This is a genomic window from Sphingobium sp. 3R8, from assembly GCF_020166615.1.
Classification (GTDB): domain Bacteria; phylum Pseudomonadota; class Alphaproteobacteria; order Sphingomonadales; family Sphingomonadaceae; genus Sphingobium; species Sphingobium bisphenolicum.
Map to the genome: position 1 here is coordinate 35,836 of NZ_JAIQXR010000028.1, position 21,663 is coordinate 57,498.

Genomic DNA, 21,663 nt, shown 5'->3' on the forward strand with positions numbered 1-21,663 from the left:
GTTGCGCCATGTGTTCGACAGGCAACGCATGCGTTGACGCGCCTGCTCCTCAACAGCTCGCATTTTTTCCGTTGCACGCTGCGACGATGACACTTGCGTCCGCTGTGGGCGTTATCGCCGGAACGCCATGTCGAAAGGGCTTCACTTGAAACTGCTATGGGGATTGGCCGGCCTTTGCGCGGCGACAGCATCGGCGGCCGCACTGGCGGCATCGCCTGATGGCTTTGCAAGCCAGATGGCAGCCTCCATGGAACGGATGCACCATGCGATGATGATTGCGCCAACCGGCGATCCGGACCGCGACTTTGCCGCGATGATGATTCCCCATCACCAGGGCGCGATCGAGATGGCAGAGGCGGAACTCAGATACGGAAAAGACGAGCGCCTGCGCCGTCTGGCTCAGGGCATTATCGTCGAGCAGCGGCAGGAGATCGCCGTCATGCAGGACATTCTCGCGAAAAAGACCGGCCCCGCTGCCGGCGCGCACCATCACATGGGAGACGACAAATGAAGAAGACGCTGAGCATCGCGTCGCGCACCTTGCCTATAGCGGCTGCACTGGTCGCATTCCCGGCAACTGCGCAGCAGGTCCCCAATGCCCAGCCTGACAGAGCAGTCAGTGCGCAGGACCGTTTCTACACCTCGGACCAGTTTTCCAACACGGTATCGGTCATCGATCCGTCGACGAACACGCTGCTGGGTGTCATCAAGCTCGGCGATCCCACGCCTGCAAATCTCAGCCCGCTCTATCGGGGCCAGCTTCTGGTGCATGGCATGGGCTTCTCGCCCGATCGCCGGACCTTGGCGGTCGTGTCGATCGGGTCCAATTCGGTCAGCTTCATCGATACCGCGACCAATGCCGTGAAGCACACCGCCTATGTCGGGCGCTCGCCGCATGAAGCCTTCTTCCGGCCCGATGGCCGAGAAGTCTGGGTGAGCGTGCGCGGCGAGGACTATATCGCCGTGCTCGACGGAACCACCTTCAAGGAGACGGGGCGTATCGCCGTGCCCAACGGACCAGGCATGACAATCTTTTCTCCCGACGGGAAATACGGCTACGTCTGTTCCAGCTTCTCGCCAGAAACCGTCGTCATCGACACCAGATCAAAGCGTATCGTTGGCCGTGTGAAGCAGGACAGCCCGTTCTGCCCGGACATCGCCGCCACGCCTGACGGCAAGCAGGTATGGCTGACGCTCAAGGACGTCGGCAAGGTCATGGTCTTCGATGCCAAGCCGCCCTTTGCCGTGCGGAAGACGATCGACACCGGGCCGATCACCAACCACGTCAACATCGCCAGGACACCAAAAGGCCAGTTCGCCTATGTCACGGTCGGCACGCAGAATATCGTCAGGGTCTTCCGCACCGACGACTTTTCGGAAATTGCCTCGGTGCCGGTCGGCGCCCTGCCGCACGGCCTTTGGCCCTCAGGCGACGGCAGCCGGATGTATGTCGGGCTGGAAAATGACGATGCGGTCGCCGTCATCGATACGGCCACGAACAAGGTCATTGCCACGATCCCGATCGGACAGGGCCCGCAAGGCGTCGCCTATGTTCCCGGTGCCGTGCCATCAGGGCAAGGCCTCGACAACCTCGTGCCGCTCGCCAAGGCGCAGGGCAAAGTGCAGGTCGTGCTGGAAGGTCAGGGACAGAGCCAGGTGTCGCTGTTCGATCAGGGCCAGGTGCAGATCCTGCAGGCCGCGGTCGCCGGACTGGCGCCCAAGCAGACCTTTACGCTGGGTCTGGCGGCGCGTCAGGATGGTACCGGTACGGTCGAGCCGCTGGCCAAGTTCATGACCAATCCGGCAGGCGCGGCGATCGTCAATGCGGTTGGCCCGATCCGGCAGATCGTCAAGGACGCCGCGCCTGCAGAGCGCCGCTTCCTCGTAATCCGTTCCGGCGCGCCGGATGAGGCAGGCGCGGTGGTCCAGCGGCAGAAGCCGTGACGCTTGAAGCGGTCCTTAGCCAGTACGGCTTTGCCGCTCTGTTCCTCGGCGCCGGGATCGAGGGCGAGACGGTGGTCGTGCTGGGCGGCGTGATGGTCCATCGTGGCCTGATCGCGTACCCGGCGGCCATCGCGGCGGCAGCACTCGGGTCCTTTATCGCGGACCAGATCTTCTTTGCCCTCGGCCGCCGGTCCCGCGATCATCGCTATGTTCGGCGCGTCCAGCAGAAGGCCGCGTTCCGCCGCGCCATCGATGTGTTCGAGCAGCGGCCAGTGCTGTTCGTGTTCGGGTTCCGCTTTCTATATGGCCTGCGTACTGTCAGCCCCATCGCGATCGGCACGACAGCGCTTCCTGCCTCCCGCTTCATGGCTATCAACGCATTGGCGGCCGTGGTCTGGGCGACGGTTTTCGTGACCCTCGGTTACCTGTTCGGTCAGGGCATCGAGGCCGCTTTTGGCCGCGTCCGCGATGTGGGCCATGTTCTGCTGCCCGTACTCGCGGTGCTGCTCCTCGTCGGCCTTGCCGCACACTTCCGGCACCGCAGGCGTGAGGTCACAGCAAGGGACTGACGAGGCGAGCCAGATTTTCGCAGAAGCGGGAAACACGCGGGCGATCACGCCATTCCTCCAGCAAAAGTCGGTCGCTTCGGCGGATGTATCCCCGTTGGACATCCGCGAGAGGTCCGGCGGACGCTTCATCATGCAAGATCAGGCTGATCTCCGCATTCAGCATGAAGGAGCGGACATCAGCGTTGCTGGATCCGATGACGGCGATGCGGCCATCGATCGATACGTTCTTCGCGTGCAGCAACCTGTCGCGGTAGCGGTGGAGGCGTACGCCTGCCTCGAGCAGTTCGGTGTAATAGGATCGCTGGGCAAGGTTCACGAGCCGCTGGTCCACAACATGCGAAACGACAAGGTCGATCGCGACGCCGCGTGCGACCGCGTTCTTGAGCGCGGTCAGCAGGGCCTCGTCGGGGATCAGATAGGGCGAGACGATGGTGATATTCTCTTGCGCCTCGTGAACGAGTTCGACGAGCAATCGCTCATAGCCTGGCACGCGGTAGTCCGGGCCACTGGGCATCGCCTGCAACTCTGAGGCGCCGGTGACGTCGGGCAAGGGCAACACCGCGATGGTCTGTTCGGTCTCAAGAAACCAGTCGCTGGCAAAGACGGCATCGAGCGCGCAGACGACCGGGCCTTCGACCCGGGCGACAAGTTCGTCATTGACGATCCCGGGTTTGAAATCACGGTTCACGATATTCTGCGATCCGACGAAAGCGACCATGCCATCTACCAGGCATAGCTTGCGGTGGTTGCGCAAATCGCTTCGCGCACGGCGCAGCGCTGCGAAGCGAACTGGTAGGACCAGCTGGGCGGTGACGCCTCGGTCCGCCAGCATCGCCAGGCTGCGCTTCACCCAGGGGCGCGACCCTAGCGCATCGATCAGCACGCGGACATCAACGCCCCGCGCGCGGGCGCGGCCAAGGGCATCTGCGACTTTCAGTCCCGTCCTATCGTCGGCCAAGATGTAGGTCAGCAGATGAACCCGAACATGGGCCGCATCTATCGCTGCCGCCATAGCGGCGATCGCGCCGTCATAATCCTCCAGCAGAGAGAGGGCATTGCCACCACAGCTCGGAAACCCGCCCAGCCATTGTGCAAGCACGGCTGTCCGCGAAGGCGCGCTTTTACTGCTTGTTAGCGCCTGCGCGGCGCTCTCCCGCTCCGGCGCCGCACGCCTGAAGCGATCCCGCCGCCAGGACGGGAACGCGGCGCGGCCGATCAGGCGGTACAGGATGAAGGCGGGCACCGGCAGGAACAGAACCAGTAGCAGCCAGCTGCGTGCCGCTTCGGGCGGACGTCGCAGCGGAATGACCACCACCATGATGAGCCGTATCGCCCATTCGAGCAGCAGATAAGCGAGCGTCAGGTTCGGGATGGAGATCATCGTACGATGCTATCCATCTCTGCCGCACCATGTCGATGGGGGCCGCCCGGCCATGCCGTCTTGTGCCTCAATGGATCATCAGCAGCGGTATGTCCGCGCAAGCAAGCAAGTGCCGGGTTGTGCCGCCTGCGAACCATTCAATCAGCTGGTTGTGCCGATAGGCTCCCGTCACCAGCATATCCGCTCCGGCTTGATGGGCTTCCGTCAGGAGTTGATGGCCAAGGTTCCCGTGCGAGCGCGGGACCACGCGCAGTCTGTTCACAATCCCTGCGTCATCGAGCAGCGATTCCAGTTTGAGCGCCGGATAATCTGCATCGCCGATCCGAATAGCGGTGACGTCAGTGGCACCTTTCAACCAAGGCGTGGCCGCCTCGACAGCGCGTCTCGCCGCAGGGGAGTCGCTCAAGCCTACAGCGATATGCGAAAAGCGCTGACCGGCCCGTGGCTTCCAGGAAATCGGGACGATCAGCACTGGCTTTTGGCTGTTGAACAGCGCGGCATGCAGGGCGTCCCCGCCGTCCATGTTCCGCTCATGGGCGATAACGACCAGCAAGTCGGCATTGTTCGCTTCCTGCGTCACCACGCCTTGCTCATCCCCAACGATGGTTCGCCAGGCAATGGGCGGCGCGTCCTGCGCGGCTCCTGCGGTCCATGCCACGAACGCCGTATGGCAGGCGGCCGATCGCTCGCTGGCCGTGCCTTCCCAATGTTCACGCAGACGCTGCATGTCGACCTCTTCGCTGGCGGCAACGAGCTGGCCGGGATCGACCACGACATTCAGCGCTTCGATCGTGCAGTCCCCCACGCACTGCGCTGCGAGAACGGCTGCGTTGAGGCACGTCGCAGTGCTGTCGGCTCCGACGATGACGGCGAGAATCTTCATACATCGCTCTCCTGCTTTGTCACAGCGTCGATCGCCCAATGCTCGAGCTGCTTGTAGATGACCACCTTCGTCTCCAGCAGGGCGGCGTGGCGCTGGCAGAACAGTTCGAGATCCGCCCGATGACCGATCAGTTCGACGCACATGGTCAGATAGGGATTGCTCGTTTCCGCACCCTGATCGAGCACCGGTCCGTGATTGCTGAAACCGTAGTGGGTATGATGGGCTACAGCGTTCATCAGACCGGCAGCCTTTGCCTGGACGACAAGCTCGCGATAGAGCGGACGCGCTGACCACAGCTTCCATGCCTTGCGCGGCTCTGCCGTATCACGCGGTGCCATATAGATACGCAGCATGCCGATCTCGCTGGACGTAAGGATAGCTGTGTCAGTCATTTGTGTGGAGGTCCTGCCTGGTGATCTGGGTGCGCGCTGCGCGAATGCCCCGCAGCGTCATGCCTGGGCTGATGGAAATGCGCGGATGCTTGGGGACGGCGATCTGCTGAGACAGATAGATGCCGCTGTGGCCTGAGCACAGGTAGGCGACGAAACAGGCAACGGCGATGTAGACGGCATGGGTCGCACCGAACAGTTCGATGCCCATGATGGTGCAGGCCAAAGGCGTGTTCGCCGCCCCGGCAAAGACGGCGACGAACCCAAGTCCCGCGAAGAGATCGACAGGTCCGCCGAAAAGTGTGCCGAGGGCATGACCCAGTGCCGCGCCGATGAAGAACAGCGGTGTTACCTCGCCGCCCTTGAAGCCTGTGCCCAGCGTCACGACCGTGAACAGCAGCTTGAGCGCCCAACTCCAGTAATCCTGACCGGGCGAGAAGAAGCTTGCGATCGTGGGTGTGGAGGCATCGGGTGCCCAGACCCCGAGACCAAGATAGTCGCGCGTGCCGAGCAGATAGACCAGAGCGATCACCGCAAGGCCGCCGAGGAAGGGACGCAGCGGTCCGAACCGGATGTGGCGCTTCACGAAGTCGCCGAAACCGTGCGACAATTCGGAGAATAGCAGGCCGACCAGTCCAAACGCCACGCCGGCTATAGCAGCCTCAAGCAGAATTAATGGATCGACGGCGATCGGCACGACCGTGCCCTTGAGATAGTCGATGTGATAAAGCCCGTGGTGGATGCCCCACTGGTGACAGGTCCAGTCGCCGACAACAGCGGCTATCAGTGTCGGCACCAGCGCGCGATATTCCACACGGCCGACCGCCAGTACCTCGAGCGCGAAGATCGCGCCTGCCAGCGGTGTGCCGAACACGGCCCCGAAACCTGCGGCAATACCGGCCATTAGGATGATGCGGGTACTCTCGGCATCAAGCCGAAACATCGTGGCGAAGGCGCTGGCAAGGCTGCCGCCCAGTTGCACAGCCGTGCCCTCTCGCCCGGCCGAGCCGCCGAACAGGTGCGTGACAACGGTGCCGACGAAAATCAGCGGCGCCATGCGTAAGGGCACGCCGCCACCCGGTTCATGGACCTGCTCGACGATCAGGTTGTTGCCGCCTTCGACGCTGCGACCGAACAAATGATACAGCAGCCCGACCGCGAACCCGCCGACTGGCAGGAGGAACAGCAACCATGGATGCGCAAAGCGCGTGCGCGTGGCAACATCCAGGCTCCAGAGGAAGGCCGCGCAAAGACTGCCCACCGCCGCCGCCATGGGAACAAGGAGCGCCAGCCATCGCAACACGGACAGGGCATGGTCATGCCGGTCCCTGGCAAAGGCCAGGACGTTCAGGTTCGACAGCAATATTGCGAATTTAGCGCGCACGATTCCTCCTTGTTGCGAAAACGCATCAGGTAGGAATCATCAGCCCGAAGGCGGTTCGGCCGAAGCCCGGCGGAAATCCATCGCCTTGCGAACGCATATCGTATGACATGCGCAGTTGGTCAAGCTGCAACGCATGGGGAGGTGGATCTCTACGGCAGCTTCATGCTGCTCCTCCACTTGAAGCTGCCATTCTCCTTACGGCCAATAATCGCCATTAGCGGGTCCGCGAGGATGGAGGGACTGTGCCACGTGGCACACCCGGATCGGGTCCGGCCTTACCATTACCACGCTCTTGCTCGGCCCTGATGCGACGCTCCGCGTCGCGCAACACCTTGTCCGGCACCGTTTCTATAATGGCGCGATCACGCAGAAATTGCCGCACCTCACTCGCGAGTTTCCGATCTTCGTCCTTGCCAGTCTGGTCGAGCTGATCGGCCGCTGCGCCATAGCGCGACTTGATGCTCTCCCAGCGAGCATGAGATTTACCGACGAACGATGGCTGAGCGGCCTTGCCGAACGCAATCAGCATAGCCTCTCTAGCTTGCCGCATATCCGCGTCAGTTGGTTGCCGCGATGCCCCTTTGCGAATGCGCTCCCGAAGCTGGGTCAACGCCATGCTGGTTCCAGCTCGACCCTGTCCCCGCGTGTAGCGGGGCGTTGCCTCGGCCTCGACGCCGCGACTCCGCAACGCCTCTGCAAAGCCCTCACGAAACCGGAAAAGATCTTCCCGGCGAGGATCGAACCGCTTGCGATTGAGCCCTTCGGCTTGGACCGTCAGATGAACATGTGGGCGCGGTGTGTCCGTGTGCAGCGCCATGAGATAATCATGATTATCGCCGATCAGACGTTCCGCAGTTTCACGCACCGCCTGCTTGACTGTCTCCGGGTCCGTGCCTGCGGGCATCGAAAACACCATGGAGACAGCGGACACTGTTGCACCGCGACGCCAAGCCAGTGCCTCCGACCATTCCTCAGCAATCTGCCGTGCCTCGGCCTTGCTGGAGATCAGTTCGCCATCCCGAGTTTCAAGCGGGATTTCCCCCTTACGACCGATGTAGTCGAGGTGAGCCGCAAGATGCTCGGCGCCCTTCTTACGGCCCGTGACCTTCACCAACACTTCCGGCGTGCGGCGCACGACCCGCGCAAGCGTAGCTCTTGCGGAACGGTCGATCGCGCGCAGTGCGGCGGGGATAGCGGCAACCCCGGTTCCCCTGACCAGAGTCCGCGCATAACGGGCATTCGGATCGCTTACGAGACGAGGACGGAAGCGCGGCTTCATCGCCTCCCAAAGTTCCTCTTCGTTCTCACCGAAAGGCATCAGTCTGCGACCTTCCAGAAACTTAGGTCGCCGCGCAGCGCATCGCCGAGCAACACCACCTGGTCATTGATGTCCTCACGCATGTCAGCGATCCGGCGCAGCTCGCGATCGATCTGAAGTCCGCTGTCTGCCATCATGGCAGCATTGCCCGCTTTCATGGCCTGGTTGAGATTGCGACCAATGCGCTGAAGCTGCATTCGGACCGGGGCCACTGCATCGCGCAGGCCATCATCGACGGCCCCTTTCAATCCGGTGTGGCGACGAACCAGCGCCTTAATCCAACCGGCACGATCTACCCCCCTCTCCGCTGCGCGCTGATCAACAACGGCGGCTTCGGCGTCGGTAAGTCTAAGCGACACGCGGTTGCCAGCGATTTGCGAACGAGGAGCAATTTGGGGGGCATCGGCGACCTGCTTCATCGCGTGCTGCATCAGATTACGCAGGAGAGCACTGCGCCCTCCCCTGCCCTCAGCGAGGGCATCGAATGCCGCCAGCAGCTCACGATCAATTCGCATCGTAAGCATCGCAGTATCCTTGGTGGGGGATGAAGGCTGCGGCGTCGAGGACATGGCACGAAGGGTAATGTATTACATTAGACGCCGCAATACCTATCCTGCCATCAAACATCCCCCACCTAAAACAGCCTTCACGTGTGCCACGTGGCACACCATCAAGCTCGGAAGTCGGAATTTCGCGGAAGGAAAAATTGAGCTTCGATCCGGCGCGTGCCTGCGCCGAATAAGCGGTTGCGCTTACCGCCAGCTCACAATGCGCGGGGCTTCTTCACCGTCGAAATGTAGCAGGGCCTCTACAACGATCGCGCGCTGCCCGCCGATCTCGATAGTCGGGCGCTCCACCTTCTGCTTGGTGGGCTTCGACTTGCCGGTGCGTGCCGGAGCCGGGGAAGGGGTAGGCGCATCAACCGTCAGAGGAGGGGTTCTCTCAATCGCGCGCTCGATTTCGGCGGAGCGGATCTCATCCGTCGAAAGCGGGACTTCGCTCTCAGGCGCTTCGTCAGCATTGTGATCGGTCGGGGCAAGTTCAGGCTGCTCGACATCATCACCCACAGGTTCAGCGGGCGAAGTAACTGGGGCGGCCGTCTTCTTCGCACCGATGTCGCGCGCGAATCGCTCACATGCCAGCACAGTCATATCTTCTGCCGATGTGTTCGCCACGAAAGCCCGCGCAGCTGCATCATCTTTCTTCGCAGCCTGGGCCAGAGCGACAGCACTACGCATCGAAATGTCGGAAAACAGCGCACTGATATAGTCGGGCGCTTTGGCCAGTCCCTGATAGCGGGTCAGCAGCGTGCGGTTACGTCCAGTCAGGCGGGCGAGTTCGGACAGGTTGCGCCCCTGCGCCACCTGTCCGGTCACGAAAGCGATCATGTCGGCAGTCGAAAGATCCTCGCGCTGGTCGTTTTCAATGAACTGGTCGATGCGAACTTGGGATAGATCGTCGCTCTTGCTGACGATCGCCCGCACTTTGATCCCGAGCTTCTTGCAAGCACGCCAGCGCCGTTCGCCAAAGAGGATGCGGTAGCGACCGTCCTCGTCTTTGGGGGCGAGGGTGATCGGCTGAAGCTGGCCGCGTTCGCTGATTGTCTCCGCCATCTCATCGATGGTGAACGGATCGATCTCGCGACGCACATTGTCAGGATCGGGATAGATCAGTTCCGGCTCGATCAGGAGGACGCGATCGGCATCGGCAACGGCGGCCTTTTCGCCGAAGACATCGAAATTGTCGAAATCCATCACTTCACGCTCCCGATCCGGGTCATAGCTTCCTCAAGGAAAGCTCGCATAGGCGGCAACGAACTGCGCACGTCCTTGCCAAACCGCCACACTGGAACATGCTCCTGAATGGCCTGGCTATAATGTGCCCGCTCGGGCAGGTAGTTGGTGAAGAGGTTCTTCCCGACTTTGCTCTTGAGCGCTTCCAGCATCTTCATCTGATGGCTGTCATTCGGACGCACGCGGTTGGGCACCAGCCCGGCGACATGGATGGGTTTGGTACGCCGCTGGTTCACGGTCGCGATCGAGTCCGATACCTGCTTGGTCGCCGCAGGACCGAAAGGTCCAAGTTCAACCGGAACAATCAGATGGTCGCAAATCAGCAGGGCCGCAAAATTGATCCATGACCAGGATGGCGGTGTGTCGATGACGCAGAAATCGAAATGCGGACCGAGGACCGGAAAATTCTTCCGCACATTGCTCAGCGCCGTCGGATAGGAAGCATCATATTCGCCGCCCATCCGGTTGGAATAGATTGCTTGCTTGGGCAGTTCGTCGGGTATAGCGTAATTCGGCTCGAACAGCGGCTTGCAAGATCCCAGGCTCTCGAAATCGCTGAGCGCGTCGGTGGCATTGCACTGGCGATCGAGGTCGAGAACCAGAACCCTATGCCCGGCGTCCGCCAAAACCCATGCCAGATGGCAGGCGATCGTGGTCTTTCCGGCGCCGCCTTTCTCTACGTTAATCGCAATGGTCCGCACGCGTTAGAGGCCCCGATCCGAACGGTTGTTATTCCAATGGTCATAGCCGCGATAATTGGAATCCGTGCGCGTATTGCGACGGCCTTCCTCATCGGGGGTGTCACCGCTCCAGGTGCGAGCGCCGCGATACTTTCCATCGCTGGTGAAGACGGCCCACGCGATCAGGACAAATAGCCCGATCGTCAGTAGATTGTCCCACATCACTCGCCTCCGTCGCACCTTGATAAAAGGTAATCGCTCTAATATACGATACCGCTAATACCGTCAATATGCGGTATCGGTAATTAGGGCATTGGATGACCTCTAGCAAGATCCGATCTGTCGGTCGCCCTCCAATGGAGGACAAAACGATCGCGCGTTTTCCCAAGGGCACGCTTGATCGTATCAAGACCACATTGCGCGATGGCGAAAGCCAGGCCGACTTCATGCGCGAAGCGGTCGAGCTGGAATTGCGCCGTCGGGAAGGGCCGCCGGTAGGCGGCCCCGATCGGACCTAAGATCTTTCGTCAGTGCCCTTCGCCAGTACGGCAAAACCGTCGGCGATTACCTCCACCGTGTAGCGGCGCCCCTCGGGTGTATCGTAGGAGTTCTGGCGAAGCCGACCGGCGATATGCACCAGATCGCCTTTTTGCGCCTTGGCGCCGCGCTCGATCATCTTGCCGAATAGCGAAACCTCGTTCCAGTGCGTGTCCGTCACCCACTCGCCATTGTCCTGGCGGTTGTAGTTCGAGGCGACGCTGACCTTCGTTACCTTGTCATACTCGGTGATCTTGCCCACCCGCCCGATGATCCGAAATTCCGCGATGTTCTGCATGGTCCTGTCCTTCTAATCGATCAGGCTCGTTCCTGATGGGAATTGAAGGGGCGCGCAGCCGCCGCGATCCAGTGAAAAAACGGAGGGTCCGCACAGCGGAAGCCGTAGCGCAGAGGTTATTCACTTGATCGTACAAGGCGGCCAGCGCCCATATGCCCATCTGCTCAGGAACTGCCGGGTGAAGCAGGGACGAGAGTGCCATTTTTCGCGGACGATGTAAGTCTATCGGGCTGGTACGATGTCATGGATAGATAGAACGAAGGTGCCGTCATGCACTATCGCCAAAACAGGCGCTACGGTTCGACTGAGCAACGATTTCGACGTTTCCCCATACACAGCATCATCGTTTTGGCGCTGACCAAGCCGCCTGCTCCTGCTGGGGAGCATTCGCGACGGCGTAGCCGGCGCGTCCTGCCCGTGCCGGTTGCTTTGGTTTATCGGGGGGCGATGACGTTTCAGCATTGTCGCCGTCAGGCGTTAGAGTGTTGGCCGGCTAGGCCAACTCTTTTGAGCCCATTATTATATGAATCGGTTAGCGGTTCAGGATCAATTTGATACTCACGCTCTCTGCTATCAATGGCAGCGCCCAGCTTGGCTAGGATCTTGCGCAACGGCCCATCGACGACGGTTTCAGCTAGATCGCGACACGACAGGGATTTGAGCATAAGCTGGGTGTCTTCCTCGTGATCGAGGCGACGTTGAATTTCGTCTTCTGGCACAGGCGCCGGACGTAGCCAGCGCGGGAGATAGGAAAGCACCTTCTCAGGCAAGAGCGGCCGATAGGCGTTGGAGGTCTGCTCGTAGCGCGGTCCAGCTCCTTCATTTGCAACGCGATTGAAACGCCGCTGCCGCACAATGAAGCCGATCGCTTCAAGGACCACCAGCGCTCGGGCGACGGTTGCCCTTCCAAGCCCCGTCGCGCCTGAAAGATGCTCGTAGCTGGGATAAACGCGGCCCTTATTCAGCCGCGCCAGTGTCAGGATTTCCTCATAAATACGCACCGCGCTCGCGGTGAGGCGCGCTATGAGGATTTCGGTAGCGGTCAGCTCTCTGGCTCCGCTGCGCGCATCGCGACGTAAGCGGCGTCCTGCATCCAGCGTCCTGCGCGCAACATGAAGGAGGCGATCTGTCTCCCCCTTCGCGGGAATGGCGAAGAATGTCTCTTCGAACGTGCCGGCTTCAGCGCTGTCACGCCGAACGGGCGCACCAGTCCGATGCTGCGCACCCGAGCGCGCAGGTTTGCGCGTCGACACCATGCTGCCCAATGCGGACAACGCAGCGTTGCCTACTGATAGAGCCATATTCCACCTCCGAATGGAGGCTGGACCAGGCAAAACTCATCCGTGGCGCGAAGCACGCTCCCTTGAACCAAAGCTCAGGAACAGGTATGAGGAGGATGTCTTACGTCCCGATCGATGCCTGCAAGCATCGCTCATCACGTTCCAGGGTGCCCGGCCTCCGTGCCGGGCATTCGTTTTAGGTGGTCACAGCCGATCCCCGCTTTGCCGACGCACGATGCAATCAGCACAGCAATATTTGTGGCCGAATGGGCGGCTCAATTAAACCTTCAGGATTCGTGCTTTCGATGACCGATCGCCACTAAATTTCGTGCTTTCGATGACCGTTTGCGCCGTCTTTCGTGCTTTCGGCGACCGACGTTCGTGCTTTCAATGACCGTCTTTCGTGCTTTCGGCGACCGTTCAGGCGCCGAAGCTACGACATGATTCGCGGGAGATTGAACGTGGCTGGATCAGGCGTTCTGAAGCAGTAGCTTTGGCGTAATCTTCACACTAGTTGCGCCTGCGTTCTTTCGTGCGCGAGTTGCGCCGATGGTTTCGGCGCGATCCGTCAAGTCGAACAGGAAACCCGGAATACTACCTTCGTCAGCTACGCGCTTCACTTCATAACGAAAATGCTTGAGCGAACTTTGATACCCGGTCTGCAAGCGCAGTTCTTCCAGTTCCACTTCGATCGGTCCATGACCGCAGGCCGAGCGCGCAACTTCATACAGCCGCCGTTCGATTGGGCCGAGCTGGAAATAGGTCGGATCATAGTCGAGTACGCGCCGATCGCGCTGGATCGCACGAAATAGCCAGTCGCACAGGCGGACCTTGATGGCTTTGAGCCTTTTGTCGCCCTTGGAGGTCTTGGTGTAGTGGAGCTGGGCGTCTGATAGCCACGAGAAGAACCCGGCCTGACCTTCGCCCCCCGCTTCGATATTCGTCTTGATCTGAGTACCCTGCAGGCGTTCCAGAGCATCGGAAAGACGAGTGTACGAGCGCGATGAACCGCTCACACCCGTTACTCTGAAAAGATCATGTGCGGTGAAGAAGAAGTCCTGCGATACCTCCTCACCGGCGTCCAGCTTCGCTACCATGAGGCTCGCGATATAAAGCAGCACTTCTTTATCGTAGATCGTCGCTACGCCCTTTGGCGTGCAGACAATCTCGATCGAGACCGCTTCTGTTTTATATTCGAGCGGCTTCGTCCACTTCGTCTTGCTGAGCGCGAAGAAGGGGAAGGCCATAAGCGATCGCTCGCCACGAACCTCTGTCAGCAGCGGGCTGTCGAAAGCGAACAGGTCGCCTTGCACGGACGGTTCCTGGCTCATGCGAGTGCTGCCGGCATGGATCGGTCGCCAAAAACACGAAGATTCCGGGTCATCACCCCATTTGGCTGGGGGGCGCAGGCCATTGATGGTTCAAAGATCGTGCTTTCGACGACCGTTTGCCACATCTCACCGTTGGCATTCGTGCTTTCGGCGACCGTTGTGCTCAAAGACCCGCCGGCTTGTCTCGCAAACGATCGTTTTTGAAGCGCCATCATGTGAGAACGTGTAGCAGCCACTGCGCGCGTCTCAAAACACTTTCGCAAAATAAAAGTCTCGTGCTAGGCATCGCAGATGAGTTTTGAGAACAAACCATGCTGATCGGCTATGCGCGCGTCTCCACCCCGGAGCAGGATCTTGCCCCACAGCTCGCCGCGCTTGACGAGGCCGGGTGTGAAAAAGTGTTCTCCGACAAGGCCAGTGGCGCCAAAGCCAACCGCGCCGGTTTGACAGATGCCTTGTCCCACGCGCGGGCTGGCGATGTGCTGGTGGTATGGAAACTCGATCGGCTCGGCCGAACGATGAAAGGGCTGGTCGATCTTGCCGCCGATCTGGCGGAACGTAAGATCGGCCTGCGCTCGCTCACTGACGGGATCGACACGGCAGGCACTGCCGGCAAGCTCGTCTTTCACATCATGGCGGCGATGGCGGAGATGGAACGCGATCTGGTCCGTGAACGCACGACGGCCGCGCTGATCGTTGCAAAGCGTGAGGGCAGGGTAGGGGGCCGCAAGACAGTCATGACTCCCAAACGCATCGAGGCCGCACGAAAACTCCTGGCGTCTGGGATGACCGCTAGAGAGATTGCGCCGACGATCGGCGTGTCGGTCGCCACATTATATAGGCATCTTCCAGCGCCGGAGCAGGAAGCGATCAATGCGGAAACCAGGTTGGACGACGCTTCGGCAACCACCTGACATTTACGGCGATCAGACGGCCTCCGTCACTTCCAGAGGCTTTCGTCTTTATTTCTGACGATCTCGAATTTGTTGAAGCCCAAGCGCGCCTTGCAAACATCGACACCCTCTGCGTGCGCGCCCAGCGCCTGAGCTACATCAGCGCGTGACACTTGCGCACTGGCCCCCACGATGACCTCACGCAACTCAACATCCTGATCGAACTTTTGAAAAAACAGTCCATTGTCTTCGTTCTTGAGCATGGAGAAAACTCGGACTTCCTGCTCGTAATGCCAATCTATATATTTTGTGGCCATCATCACATGGATCAGATTTTCATGTGTTTCCTTATCCGATGACGCCTGAATCTCTTCAAGCGTACACTCGATACGCTTGGGCACATAATCTACCTCCTGCAATATATCGTCTTGTACGTCGAAACCGAGACAAATGCCTCTATGGTTGTCGGCATAGTGGCTCCACTGGACAGGATTTCTCCAGTTTTTGCTAAAGCAGAGCATCCCCATCGCAGCATGGATTTCATCCTTGATGCGGCGCATCTCCTTGCGCAGATCCTTGTCAGCAAAGATCGCTCCGGCAAGCTCGAACGGATCGTTCAGGTCATTCCACCGGGCGATCTTCAAACGGCGCTTGGTAAGATTGGCCAGCCCAAATTCCCGGTTGACGAAGTGATAGAGCCGCACCGCATTCCTCACATCATATTCAAAGCTACACATGCGACATATGGGGCCGCTCCACACTCGTCCACGGCCAACGCGCAATCTATCTGTTCACTTTTCGTTCCAATGCGGGCTATAAGCGGCTTGAAGGGAATCATATATGCTGCCGATGATGCAGCCGGTCCCGCTTGCCGACGCACCGAAGGGGACCGTTCTTCGCATCGTCGGCGCAGCAGGAGCCGGCTTTCCAAGCCCCGCCCAGGATTGGGAGGATGATGCGATCAGCCTGATCGAGCTGCTACGGCTCGATCGAGCGGCGAGTTTTGTGTTCCGTATCAGCGGCAGCAGCATGATCGACGCCGGGATCCACGACAATGATGTCGTTGTGGTCGATCGCGATACCCGGCCCGTCGAGGGGCACATCGTCATCGCAATCGTCGATGGCGGGTTCGTCTGCCGCCAACTCGTGTGCCGCTGCGGAGTCATGCTGCTTGAAGCGCGCAATAGCCTGCAATGTTATGAGCCAACCCCGGCCGAAGGTGTCGAGATATGGGGCGTCGTGCGGACCGGCGTCCGCGATTACCGGCGATAGCCGATGTCCTGGGCCATCGTCGACATCGCCAATTTTTATGTTAGCGCAGAGCGGGTGTTCGATCCGTCTCTGCGCGGAGCGCCTGTCATTGTCCTTTCCAACAACGATGGCTGCGCTATTGCCCGGAGCGAGGAAGCAAAGGCGCTCCATGTCAAAATGGGCGACCCGGTGTTCAAGATGCGCGACCATATCAAGCGTCATGGCATCCAGCTTCGATCGAGCAATTACGAGCTTTATGCGGACATGAACCGGCGCTTCAACGCGGTGATTGCGGAGCACGCCGACATGATCGAAGTCTATTCGATTGATGAAAGCTTTTTCCGTCTGCCGGTGCTGGCCACGGGTTTGGGCGACGTGAAAACAGCGCACCAGGTCCGCGAAGACATTCTGCGATCGGTGGGCCTGCCTACCCGGATCGGCCTTGGACCGACACGAACCCTGTCGAAAGTTGCCAATGCGCTTGCGAAGGCAACGGAGAAGGTATGGGGCGGCGTGGTCGATCTCCACGATGTCGAGCTGCGCCGCCGTCTGTTTGAGCATTGGCCCGTATCTGAAGTGTGGGGAATAGGCAGGGCGCTGGAAGCCCGCCTTCGCCCATTGGGCATCAAGACAACCGCCGATCTGGCCGCACTTCCGCCCGCCGTCGCGCGCGATGTCGGCACGGTAGTCCTCGAACGTCTAGTTCGCGAGCTGGGCGGTGTGGAATGCGACGACTTCAAGGTTGCCCTGGAACCGTCGAAGGCGACGGCTGTGACACGCCAGTTCGGCGAACCAGTGACCGATCCGCTGGAATTGCGTGAGGCGATGGCTCGGCGCGCCGCGCGCGCGGCCGAGAAGATCCGTGCACAGGGTTTAGCGGCGGGGCGGCTTATCGCCTTCGCCCATGGCTCACGCTATCGAGCCAATCCACCTTCTGCCTCGCGCACGACGCGGCTGTCGCCGCCCACCAATGACCCGCGCGTGATCGTCGGCATCGCGGGAAAGATGATGGATGCGATGTTTCAGCCAGGCGGTGTCTATACCAAATGCGGCGTGTTGCTTGAAGATCTGACCAAAGAGGGGGAGGGGCAAGCCGACCTGTTTGTCACGCCTGATCCCAAAGCACCTGGCCTGCTCGCCGCAATGGATGGCATCAATGCCCGATTTGGCCGCAACACCATCGTATTGGCCGCACAAGGATGCGGTGCCAGGTCTTTCGACACCAAACGCTCCCAGAAAAGTCCGGCGTGGACCACTAGCATCGATCAAATACCGGTCGCACGATAAGGTGTGCCACATGGCACACCTCGTTCAGATCGGGCCCGCCTCATGATACGCATCGACCAAGCCGGCAATTTCTACACGGTTTGCACGAATTGCTCGACATCGCGCTATCTACCCTCAACAATGATCCTAAGTGGTTGACAAAAATGTCGATGCAGGGGGCAAAGTGAGCGTACTCGATGACTTTGAAGACGTTACTGGTCTGACAAATGGCGCGCGGTTTGTCCGTGGTGATCTTCACATTCACAGTAATGCCGGATCCCACGATGTAACGGACGCCTTAGCCACTCCTTCGGCGATCGTGGACGCCGCCGTCGCTGAGGGCCTAAAAATCATCGCGGTAGCCGATCACAACGAGATCAGCGGAGCGGTGCAGGCGATCGCGGCCGCCAAGGGCAAGCCGATTTTCGTGGTCCCAGCCATTGAGCTTAGCACCATGCAAGGGCACCTTTTATGCTACCTGCCGGATGTAGACCGGCTTCAGACTTTTCATAGTCAGCTCTCTTTGCGCGATCGATCAACCGCAAATTCGCGGGTAGAGAATGCTATGGTTGATTGCCTCAATAAGCTGTTGCCCCTCGGCGGCTTTGGTATTCTTGCTCATGTCGATGCGCCCAAAGGGCTCGACACCGAAATGCCCGGCGGCAGTCCCCATAAGCGGGACATCATCGGCCACCCGGCTCTTTTGGCTATTGAGCTGAAATCGGCAGCGTCGACGATCACCTTCACTGCAGACGATCCCGACAATGTGCGTGCCGACATGGGCCGCGACCGAGCCGGTCGCAATGGGGGGAGCTTGATGCCTCTGGCCAGAATTTTGAATTCTGATGCCCACACGCTTAAGGCGCTCGGCCGGAACGCTAAGGGGGATACCAAGGTCACGCGCTACAAGGTGCAGAACCTGAGCTTTGACGCCCTGCGCTACGCGCTTTCGAATGCTGACGCCCGCGTGCGTCTTGAGGACGAGATTCCCAGACAAGTGCCTACACTTCTGGGGTTGCGCCTAGAAGGGTGCTTCCTTCGCGATCAGGCCATTCATTTCAGCCCTAACCTTACCTGCATTATCGGGGGCAGGGGCACCGGCAAATCGACGATGTTCGAAGCGTTGCGCTTTTTCTCAGGATATCCAAGCGGCAATTCCGTCATTAATTCGGACGTATGGCCTGACCGGATCAATCTGGCCTACATCGACCCTGCTGGCGCCCCACACCGGCTATTTTGCAGCAAGGGCGATGAAACAGGAACCAACCTTCACGATCCGCTAGAAGGACCGGAGGTTCTACCGATCGAATGCTATGGACAGGGCGAAACGCAACGGATCAGCCAAAAGGCGCAGGACGATCCAGGTGCATTACTCTCTTATCTCGACCGCTTCACCAATGTGGCAGAAGAGATCTTGGCCGAAGAAAAGGCTCGAACCGCCATTGCGGCTATTGAAGTTGAGATTACCGAAGCGCGCGGAAAGATCGCGCTCATTCCTCAATATCGCCGCGACCTTGCCATTGTCCAACAGCAGATCAAGAAATTCACGGATGGCAAAGCCAAGCAAATTATTGAAACCAGTCGACAGCTGGAAGGTGAGCGGCAATCCCGCAATCAGATTGTTACCCTGGCTCGGAACATTGCGACAAGCCTTGACTATAAACAGGTCAAAGAGAGCTTGGCAAAGCTGCGGACAGCGGCGGATGCTTCAACCTTGGTTGTCGGCAAGGATGAGTTTCTGGCCATCACCGCTGAGGCGGACGCGTTCGAGAGCGGCCTGACGCAATCCGAAGCGATCATAACCGTCAGGTCCAATTCCCTGTCAACGCTGGTGCAGGCGAAAATCGAGGCGTGGAGCGGCAAGGAAAAGGTATTGCTGGCCACCCTTCAGAACCAGCGCGCCGCGCTGGAGGCGGCGGGTATCACCGTCAACATGAATTACATCTCGAAGCTGACAAAGGATGAGGCGACATATACGGCAGGCCTTACCAACCTCCAGGCGTGGGCACCTCATCTGGAACAGCTTGAAAAGCGCCGCGATGGCCTGGTCGCTGATCGGTGGGCCGCACGGAAGGAAATCTGTGCGAAGCGCAAAAAGTTCGCGACCATGGCGACCACCAAGCTGCGCGCTGCTTTGTCGGATCTCAACGTAACCTTGAAGTTCGAGGAGAGCGGATTTTCCCCTGAGGCTCACGAGCTGCTTGTCGAGATTATGGGATGGCGCACGACGCAGGTGCCGCGTGCGACTTGCCTGACCCAACGTTTAACAGTCCCAAAGCTGCTCGCTGCGATCCGCGCCAAGGATAGCGCATCGATCCAGGCTGTCCGGACCGTGGATGACGTATCATTGTTCAACCGCGCCGAAGCGGAAGAACTGATCAAGCGCTTTCAGGAGCCTGCAAATCTGGCCCGGTTAGAAACAGTACAGGTTTTCGACCGTCCGAAGCTCACCGTTACCCGCCCCCACGAAGATCCCAGCGGCAAAAAATCATTTCTGGTCCGCGAGTTTGGGCAGCTTTCATTAGGTCAGCAACAATCCGTGCTTTTGGCGCTGATGCTTTCCTCCGAAAACATCAACCCCCTGCTGATTGATCAACCAGAGGACAATCTTGATAGCGAGTTCATATTTTCGCAACTCGTCCCGGTGATCCGCATGGCCAAAGAACGCCGTCAGATCATCATCGTCACTCACAACCCCAACATCGCAGTGCTGGGCGACGCAGAACAGATTGTGGTTCTCAAAGCGACTAGCGAACGCTCACTGATCATCGCGCGGGGGTCGATCGATGATACGGATATGAAGGATGCTGCGTGTGCGATCTTGGAAGGTGCAAAAGCGGCTTTCATGCGGAGAGGGCAGGTCTACGGTCTTGTCCCCATCCAGGCGGCATGATCGATTGCCGTTCCCGTTGCAGGGGTTAAGCCATCGCATGTGCCCGATCCCCATACTGGTTTGGCATAGACCGGCATGATTGGCCCGGGGCGCCCCTGACTTCCGCATCAGCTTTACGGTAGTTTCTCGCGGATTCTTGCACTACCACTCATGGACTAGACCCGGGGCAATTGCATGAATCCTACTGAAATTTACGATGCATTGGCAGAGATCGCTAGCCAGCCTTTTGATGCGCGGGAGTTTCCCTTCGCCTTTGCCGCGGCGACCGACGGCGCGAACGCTGCCATCGCCAAACTACGCAACGGATCCAGCAACAAATCCGATCTGCCTGGCGGGATCTTGTTCAACAGGAAGTTTCATTATGCCCCAGCGGCAACCGGGCAAAGTGCGGTTATTCTGGATGCGCTGCGGGCATCAAAGAAAACCAAATCGGCCAAACCCGCAATCCTGATCGCCACCGACGGCGAAACACTTGCGGCCGAGCATCCTGCATCGGGCGACTCTCTGCATTGCCGCTTTGATGAGATAGGCGACAATTTCGGTTTCTTCCTGCCCGCCGCAGGCAAGGAGCGTTACCAAGCAGTTGAAGAGAACCCGGTCGACGTCAAGGCAACCGGCAAGCTAGCCCGCCTGTACGATGCTCTCATTAAGGCGAACCCTGACTGGGGTAGCGAGGCGCGCCGGCATGAGATGAACCAGCTCATGATGCGCCTGATCTTCTGCATGTTTGCCGAAGACGTGGGCATTTTCTCCGAGGACCAGTTCTCACGTCTGATGTTCACCCACGCAGGCGATAAGGGTGAAGAGGCCCGCGAAACAATTGTGGCCGCATTCACGGCAATGAATGTGCCTAAGGATCGGCGAGCTACTCTTCCTGTCTGGACGCGTGAACTGGAATACGTCAACGGGGGGCTATTCGCCGGAACCATCGATGCACCACGCTTCGATGTGGTAGCTTTCCGTTACCTGCGCGAAGCATGCGCGCTGAATTGGCGGGAAATCAATCCCGACATATTCGGGTCTATGATCCAATCGGTCGCCGACCCTAAACAACGCGCTGAATTAGGTATGCACTATACCTCGGTGCCAAATATCATGAAGGTAATTGGTCCACTATTTCTTGACGATCTCGACGATGAGATTCACAAAGCATGGGACCGTGCTAAGACCTTACAGCAAATACTCGACCGGATGTCGCACATCCGGGTATTTGATCCGGCCTGTGGTTCGGGTAATTTCCTTGTCGTATCCTACCGGGAATTAAGAGCGCGCGAGACACGAATTTTGCAAAGGCTAGAACAGCTAAACGGCCCGACATCAATGCAAATGTTTTCTGCGATTCCAATCCACAATTTCTATGGGATTGAAATCACAGATTTTGCTGCCGAGACAGCGAAACTCGCCTTGTTCATTGCTGAGTATCAAGCAAATTCTAGCTTTGCTGAGGTCTTTGGCCGCCGACCTGCCGCCCTTCCGCTCAAAGATGCTGCCCATATTCGGACTGGCAATTCACTTCGAGAAGATTGGGAAAGTTTTTGCCCGCCACCGCTTGACGGTGAGCAAGTACTTATAG

At 59.2% G+C, this 21,663-nt stretch carries 22 protein-coding genes and 1 riboswitch; of the genes, 9 read left to right on the top strand and 13 right to left on the bottom strand.

Translation table 11 applies throughout. From position 1 onward, the window contains the following. The first annotated feature begins 145 nt into the window (after positions 1-145). From K9B33_RS20575 to K9B33_RS20585, 3 genes are read left to right on the top strand one after another with little or no spacing between them, the layout of a single operon-like run. Positions 146-511 (top strand): DUF305 domain-containing protein, encoded by a 366-nt coding sequence (locus tag K9B33_RS20575; protein WP_263499663.1) that lies wholly within the window; start codon positions 146-148, stop codon positions 509-511. Continuing rightward, positions 508-1,944, top strand: coding sequence for a YncE family protein (locus K9B33_RS20580; protein ID WP_224550985.1), 1,437 nt, complete (start codon positions 508-510; stop codon positions 1,942-1,944). The genes K9B33_RS20575 and K9B33_RS20580 overlap by 4 nt, the downstream gene beginning before the upstream one ends. Next, the gene (locus tag K9B33_RS20585; protein WP_224550986.1) at positions 1,941-2,513 is read left to right on the top strand and encodes a DedA family protein; all 573 of its coding nucleotides are present in this window, start codon (positions 1,941-1,943) and stop codon (positions 2,511-2,513) included. Before K9B33_RS20580 ends, K9B33_RS20585 begins: the two co-directional genes overlap by 4 nt. Here the strand turns inward: K9B33_RS20585 and K9B33_RS20590 are convergent. From K9B33_RS20590 to K9B33_RS20630, 9 genes are all read right to left on the bottom strand, one after another. Then, positions 2,497-3,894: a phospholipase D-like domain-containing protein gene (locus K9B33_RS20590; protein WP_224550987.1), complete on the bottom strand. Its 1,398-nt coding sequence runs from the start codon at positions 3,892-3,894 to the stop codon at positions 2,497-2,499. The two genes, K9B33_RS20585 and K9B33_RS20590, sit on opposite strands and share 17 nt — an antisense overlap. Positions 3,895-3,961: 67 nt before the next feature. Continuing rightward, positions 3,962-4,777, bottom strand: coding sequence for a universal stress protein (locus K9B33_RS20595; protein WP_224550988.1), 816 nt, complete (start codon positions 4,775-4,777; stop codon positions 3,962-3,964). Continuing rightward, positions 4,774-5,169 (bottom strand): DUF190 domain-containing protein, encoded by a 396-nt coding sequence (locus tag K9B33_RS20600; RefSeq protein ID WP_036528654.1) that lies wholly within the window; start codon positions 5,167-5,169, stop codon positions 4,774-4,776. The genes K9B33_RS20595 and K9B33_RS20600 overlap by 4 nt, the downstream gene beginning before the upstream one ends. Further along, positions 5,162-6,550 carry a voltage-gated chloride channel family protein gene (locus tag K9B33_RS20605; protein WP_224550989.1) on the bottom strand — a complete coding sequence of 463 codons (1,389 nt, stop codon included), beginning with the start codon at positions 6,548-6,550 and terminating at the stop codon, positions 5,162-5,164. Before K9B33_RS20605 ends, K9B33_RS20600 begins: the two co-directional genes overlap by 8 nt. Positions 6,551-6,573: 23 nt before the next feature. Continuing rightward, a riboswitch (Fluoride riboswitch) is annotated at positions 6,574-6,644 on the bottom strand. Between the two features lie 120 nt (positions 6,645-6,764). Then, entirely contained in the window at positions 6,765-7,868 is a 1,104-nt protein-coding gene (locus K9B33_RS20610; RefSeq protein ID WP_224550990.1) for a relaxase/mobilization nuclease domain-containing protein, read from the bottom strand. Then, positions 7,868-8,392, bottom strand: coding sequence for a hypothetical protein (locus K9B33_RS20615; RefSeq protein WP_224550991.1), 525 nt, complete (start codon positions 8,390-8,392; stop codon positions 7,868-7,870). The genes K9B33_RS20610 and K9B33_RS20615 overlap by 1 nt, the downstream gene beginning before the upstream one ends. Before the next feature lie 228 nt (positions 8,393-8,620). Then, positions 8,621-9,622, bottom strand: a complete 1,002-nt coding sequence (locus tag K9B33_RS20620) for a ParB/RepB/Spo0J family partition protein (RefSeq protein ID WP_224550992.1) — start codon at positions 9,620-9,622, stop codon at positions 8,621-8,623. Further along, on the bottom strand, positions 9,622-10,362 hold the full coding sequence (locus K9B33_RS20625; protein WP_224550993.1) for a ParA family protein: 741 nt from the start codon (positions 10,360-10,362) through the stop codon (positions 9,622-9,624). Before K9B33_RS20625 ends, K9B33_RS20620 begins: the two co-directional genes overlap by 1 nt. Before the next feature lie 3 nt (positions 10,363-10,365). Further along, positions 10,366-10,563 carry a hypothetical protein gene (locus K9B33_RS20630; protein ID WP_010339510.1) on the bottom strand — a complete coding sequence of 66 codons (198 nt, stop codon included), beginning with the start codon at positions 10,561-10,563 and terminating at the stop codon, positions 10,366-10,368. A gap of 134 nt (positions 10,564-10,697) precedes the next feature. Between K9B33_RS20630 and K9B33_RS20635 the strand changes: the two genes are divergently transcribed. Further along, a complete protein-coding gene (locus K9B33_RS20635; RefSeq protein WP_224550994.1) occupies positions 10,698-10,859 on the top strand; it encodes a YlcI/YnfO family protein in 162 nt (53 codons plus the stop codon). On the opposite strand, the gene K9B33_RS20640 is transcribed toward K9B33_RS20635, so the two are convergent. The 3 genes from K9B33_RS20640 to K9B33_RS20650 form a co-directional block, all read right to left on the bottom strand. Beyond that, positions 10,856-11,176 (bottom strand): single-stranded DNA-binding protein, encoded by a 321-nt coding sequence (locus K9B33_RS20640; protein ID WP_224550995.1) that lies wholly within the window; start codon positions 11,174-11,176, stop codon positions 10,856-10,858. The two genes, K9B33_RS20635 and K9B33_RS20640, sit on opposite strands and share 4 nt — an antisense overlap. Before the next feature lie 470 nt (positions 11,177-11,646). Beyond that, positions 11,647-12,477, bottom strand: coding sequence for a helix-turn-helix domain-containing protein (locus K9B33_RS20645; protein WP_224550996.1), 831 nt, complete (start codon positions 12,475-12,477; stop codon positions 11,647-11,649). 449 nt (positions 12,478-12,926) lie between these two features. Then, the gene (locus K9B33_RS20650; protein WP_224550997.1) at positions 12,927-13,787 is read right to left on the bottom strand and encodes a replication initiator protein A; all 861 of its coding nucleotides are present in this window, start codon (positions 13,785-13,787) and stop codon (positions 12,927-12,929) included. Between the two features lie 311 nt (positions 13,788-14,098). Between K9B33_RS20650 and K9B33_RS20655 the strand changes: the two genes are divergently transcribed. Next, positions 14,099-14,701, top strand: coding sequence for a recombinase family protein (locus tag K9B33_RS20655; protein WP_224550998.1), 603 nt, complete (start codon positions 14,099-14,101; stop codon positions 14,699-14,701). 26 nt (positions 14,702-14,727) lie between these two features. On the opposite strand, the gene K9B33_RS20660 is transcribed toward K9B33_RS20655, so the two are convergent. After that, entirely contained in the window at positions 14,728-15,384 is a 657-nt protein-coding gene (locus tag K9B33_RS20660; protein ID WP_224550999.1) for a DUF2971 domain-containing protein, read from the bottom strand. Between the two features lie 136 nt (positions 15,385-15,520). Between K9B33_RS20660 and K9B33_RS20665 the strand changes: the two genes are divergently transcribed. The 4 genes from K9B33_RS20665 to K9B33_RS20680 all read left to right on the top strand — a co-directional run. Continuing rightward, a complete protein-coding gene (locus K9B33_RS20665) occupies positions 15,521-15,952 on the top strand; it encodes a LexA family protein (protein WP_224551000.1) in 432 nt (143 codons plus the stop codon). Between the two features lie 3 nt (positions 15,953-15,955). Next, positions 15,956-17,218 (top strand): Y-family DNA polymerase, encoded by a 1,263-nt coding sequence (locus K9B33_RS20670; protein ID WP_224551001.1) that lies wholly within the window; start codon positions 15,956-15,958, stop codon positions 17,216-17,218. A 130-nt stretch (positions 17,219-17,348) separates the two neighbouring features. Next, complete coding sequence (locus K9B33_RS20675; protein ID WP_224551002.1) at positions 17,349-20,090, top strand: TrlF family AAA-like ATPase; 2,742 nt, start codon at positions 17,349-17,351, stop codon at positions 20,088-20,090. Positions 20,091-20,264: 174 nt separating this feature from the next. Further along, on the top strand, positions 20,265-21,663 hold a 1,399-nt coding region (locus tag K9B33_RS20680; protein WP_318011159.1), incomplete at its 3' end, for a DNA methyltransferase.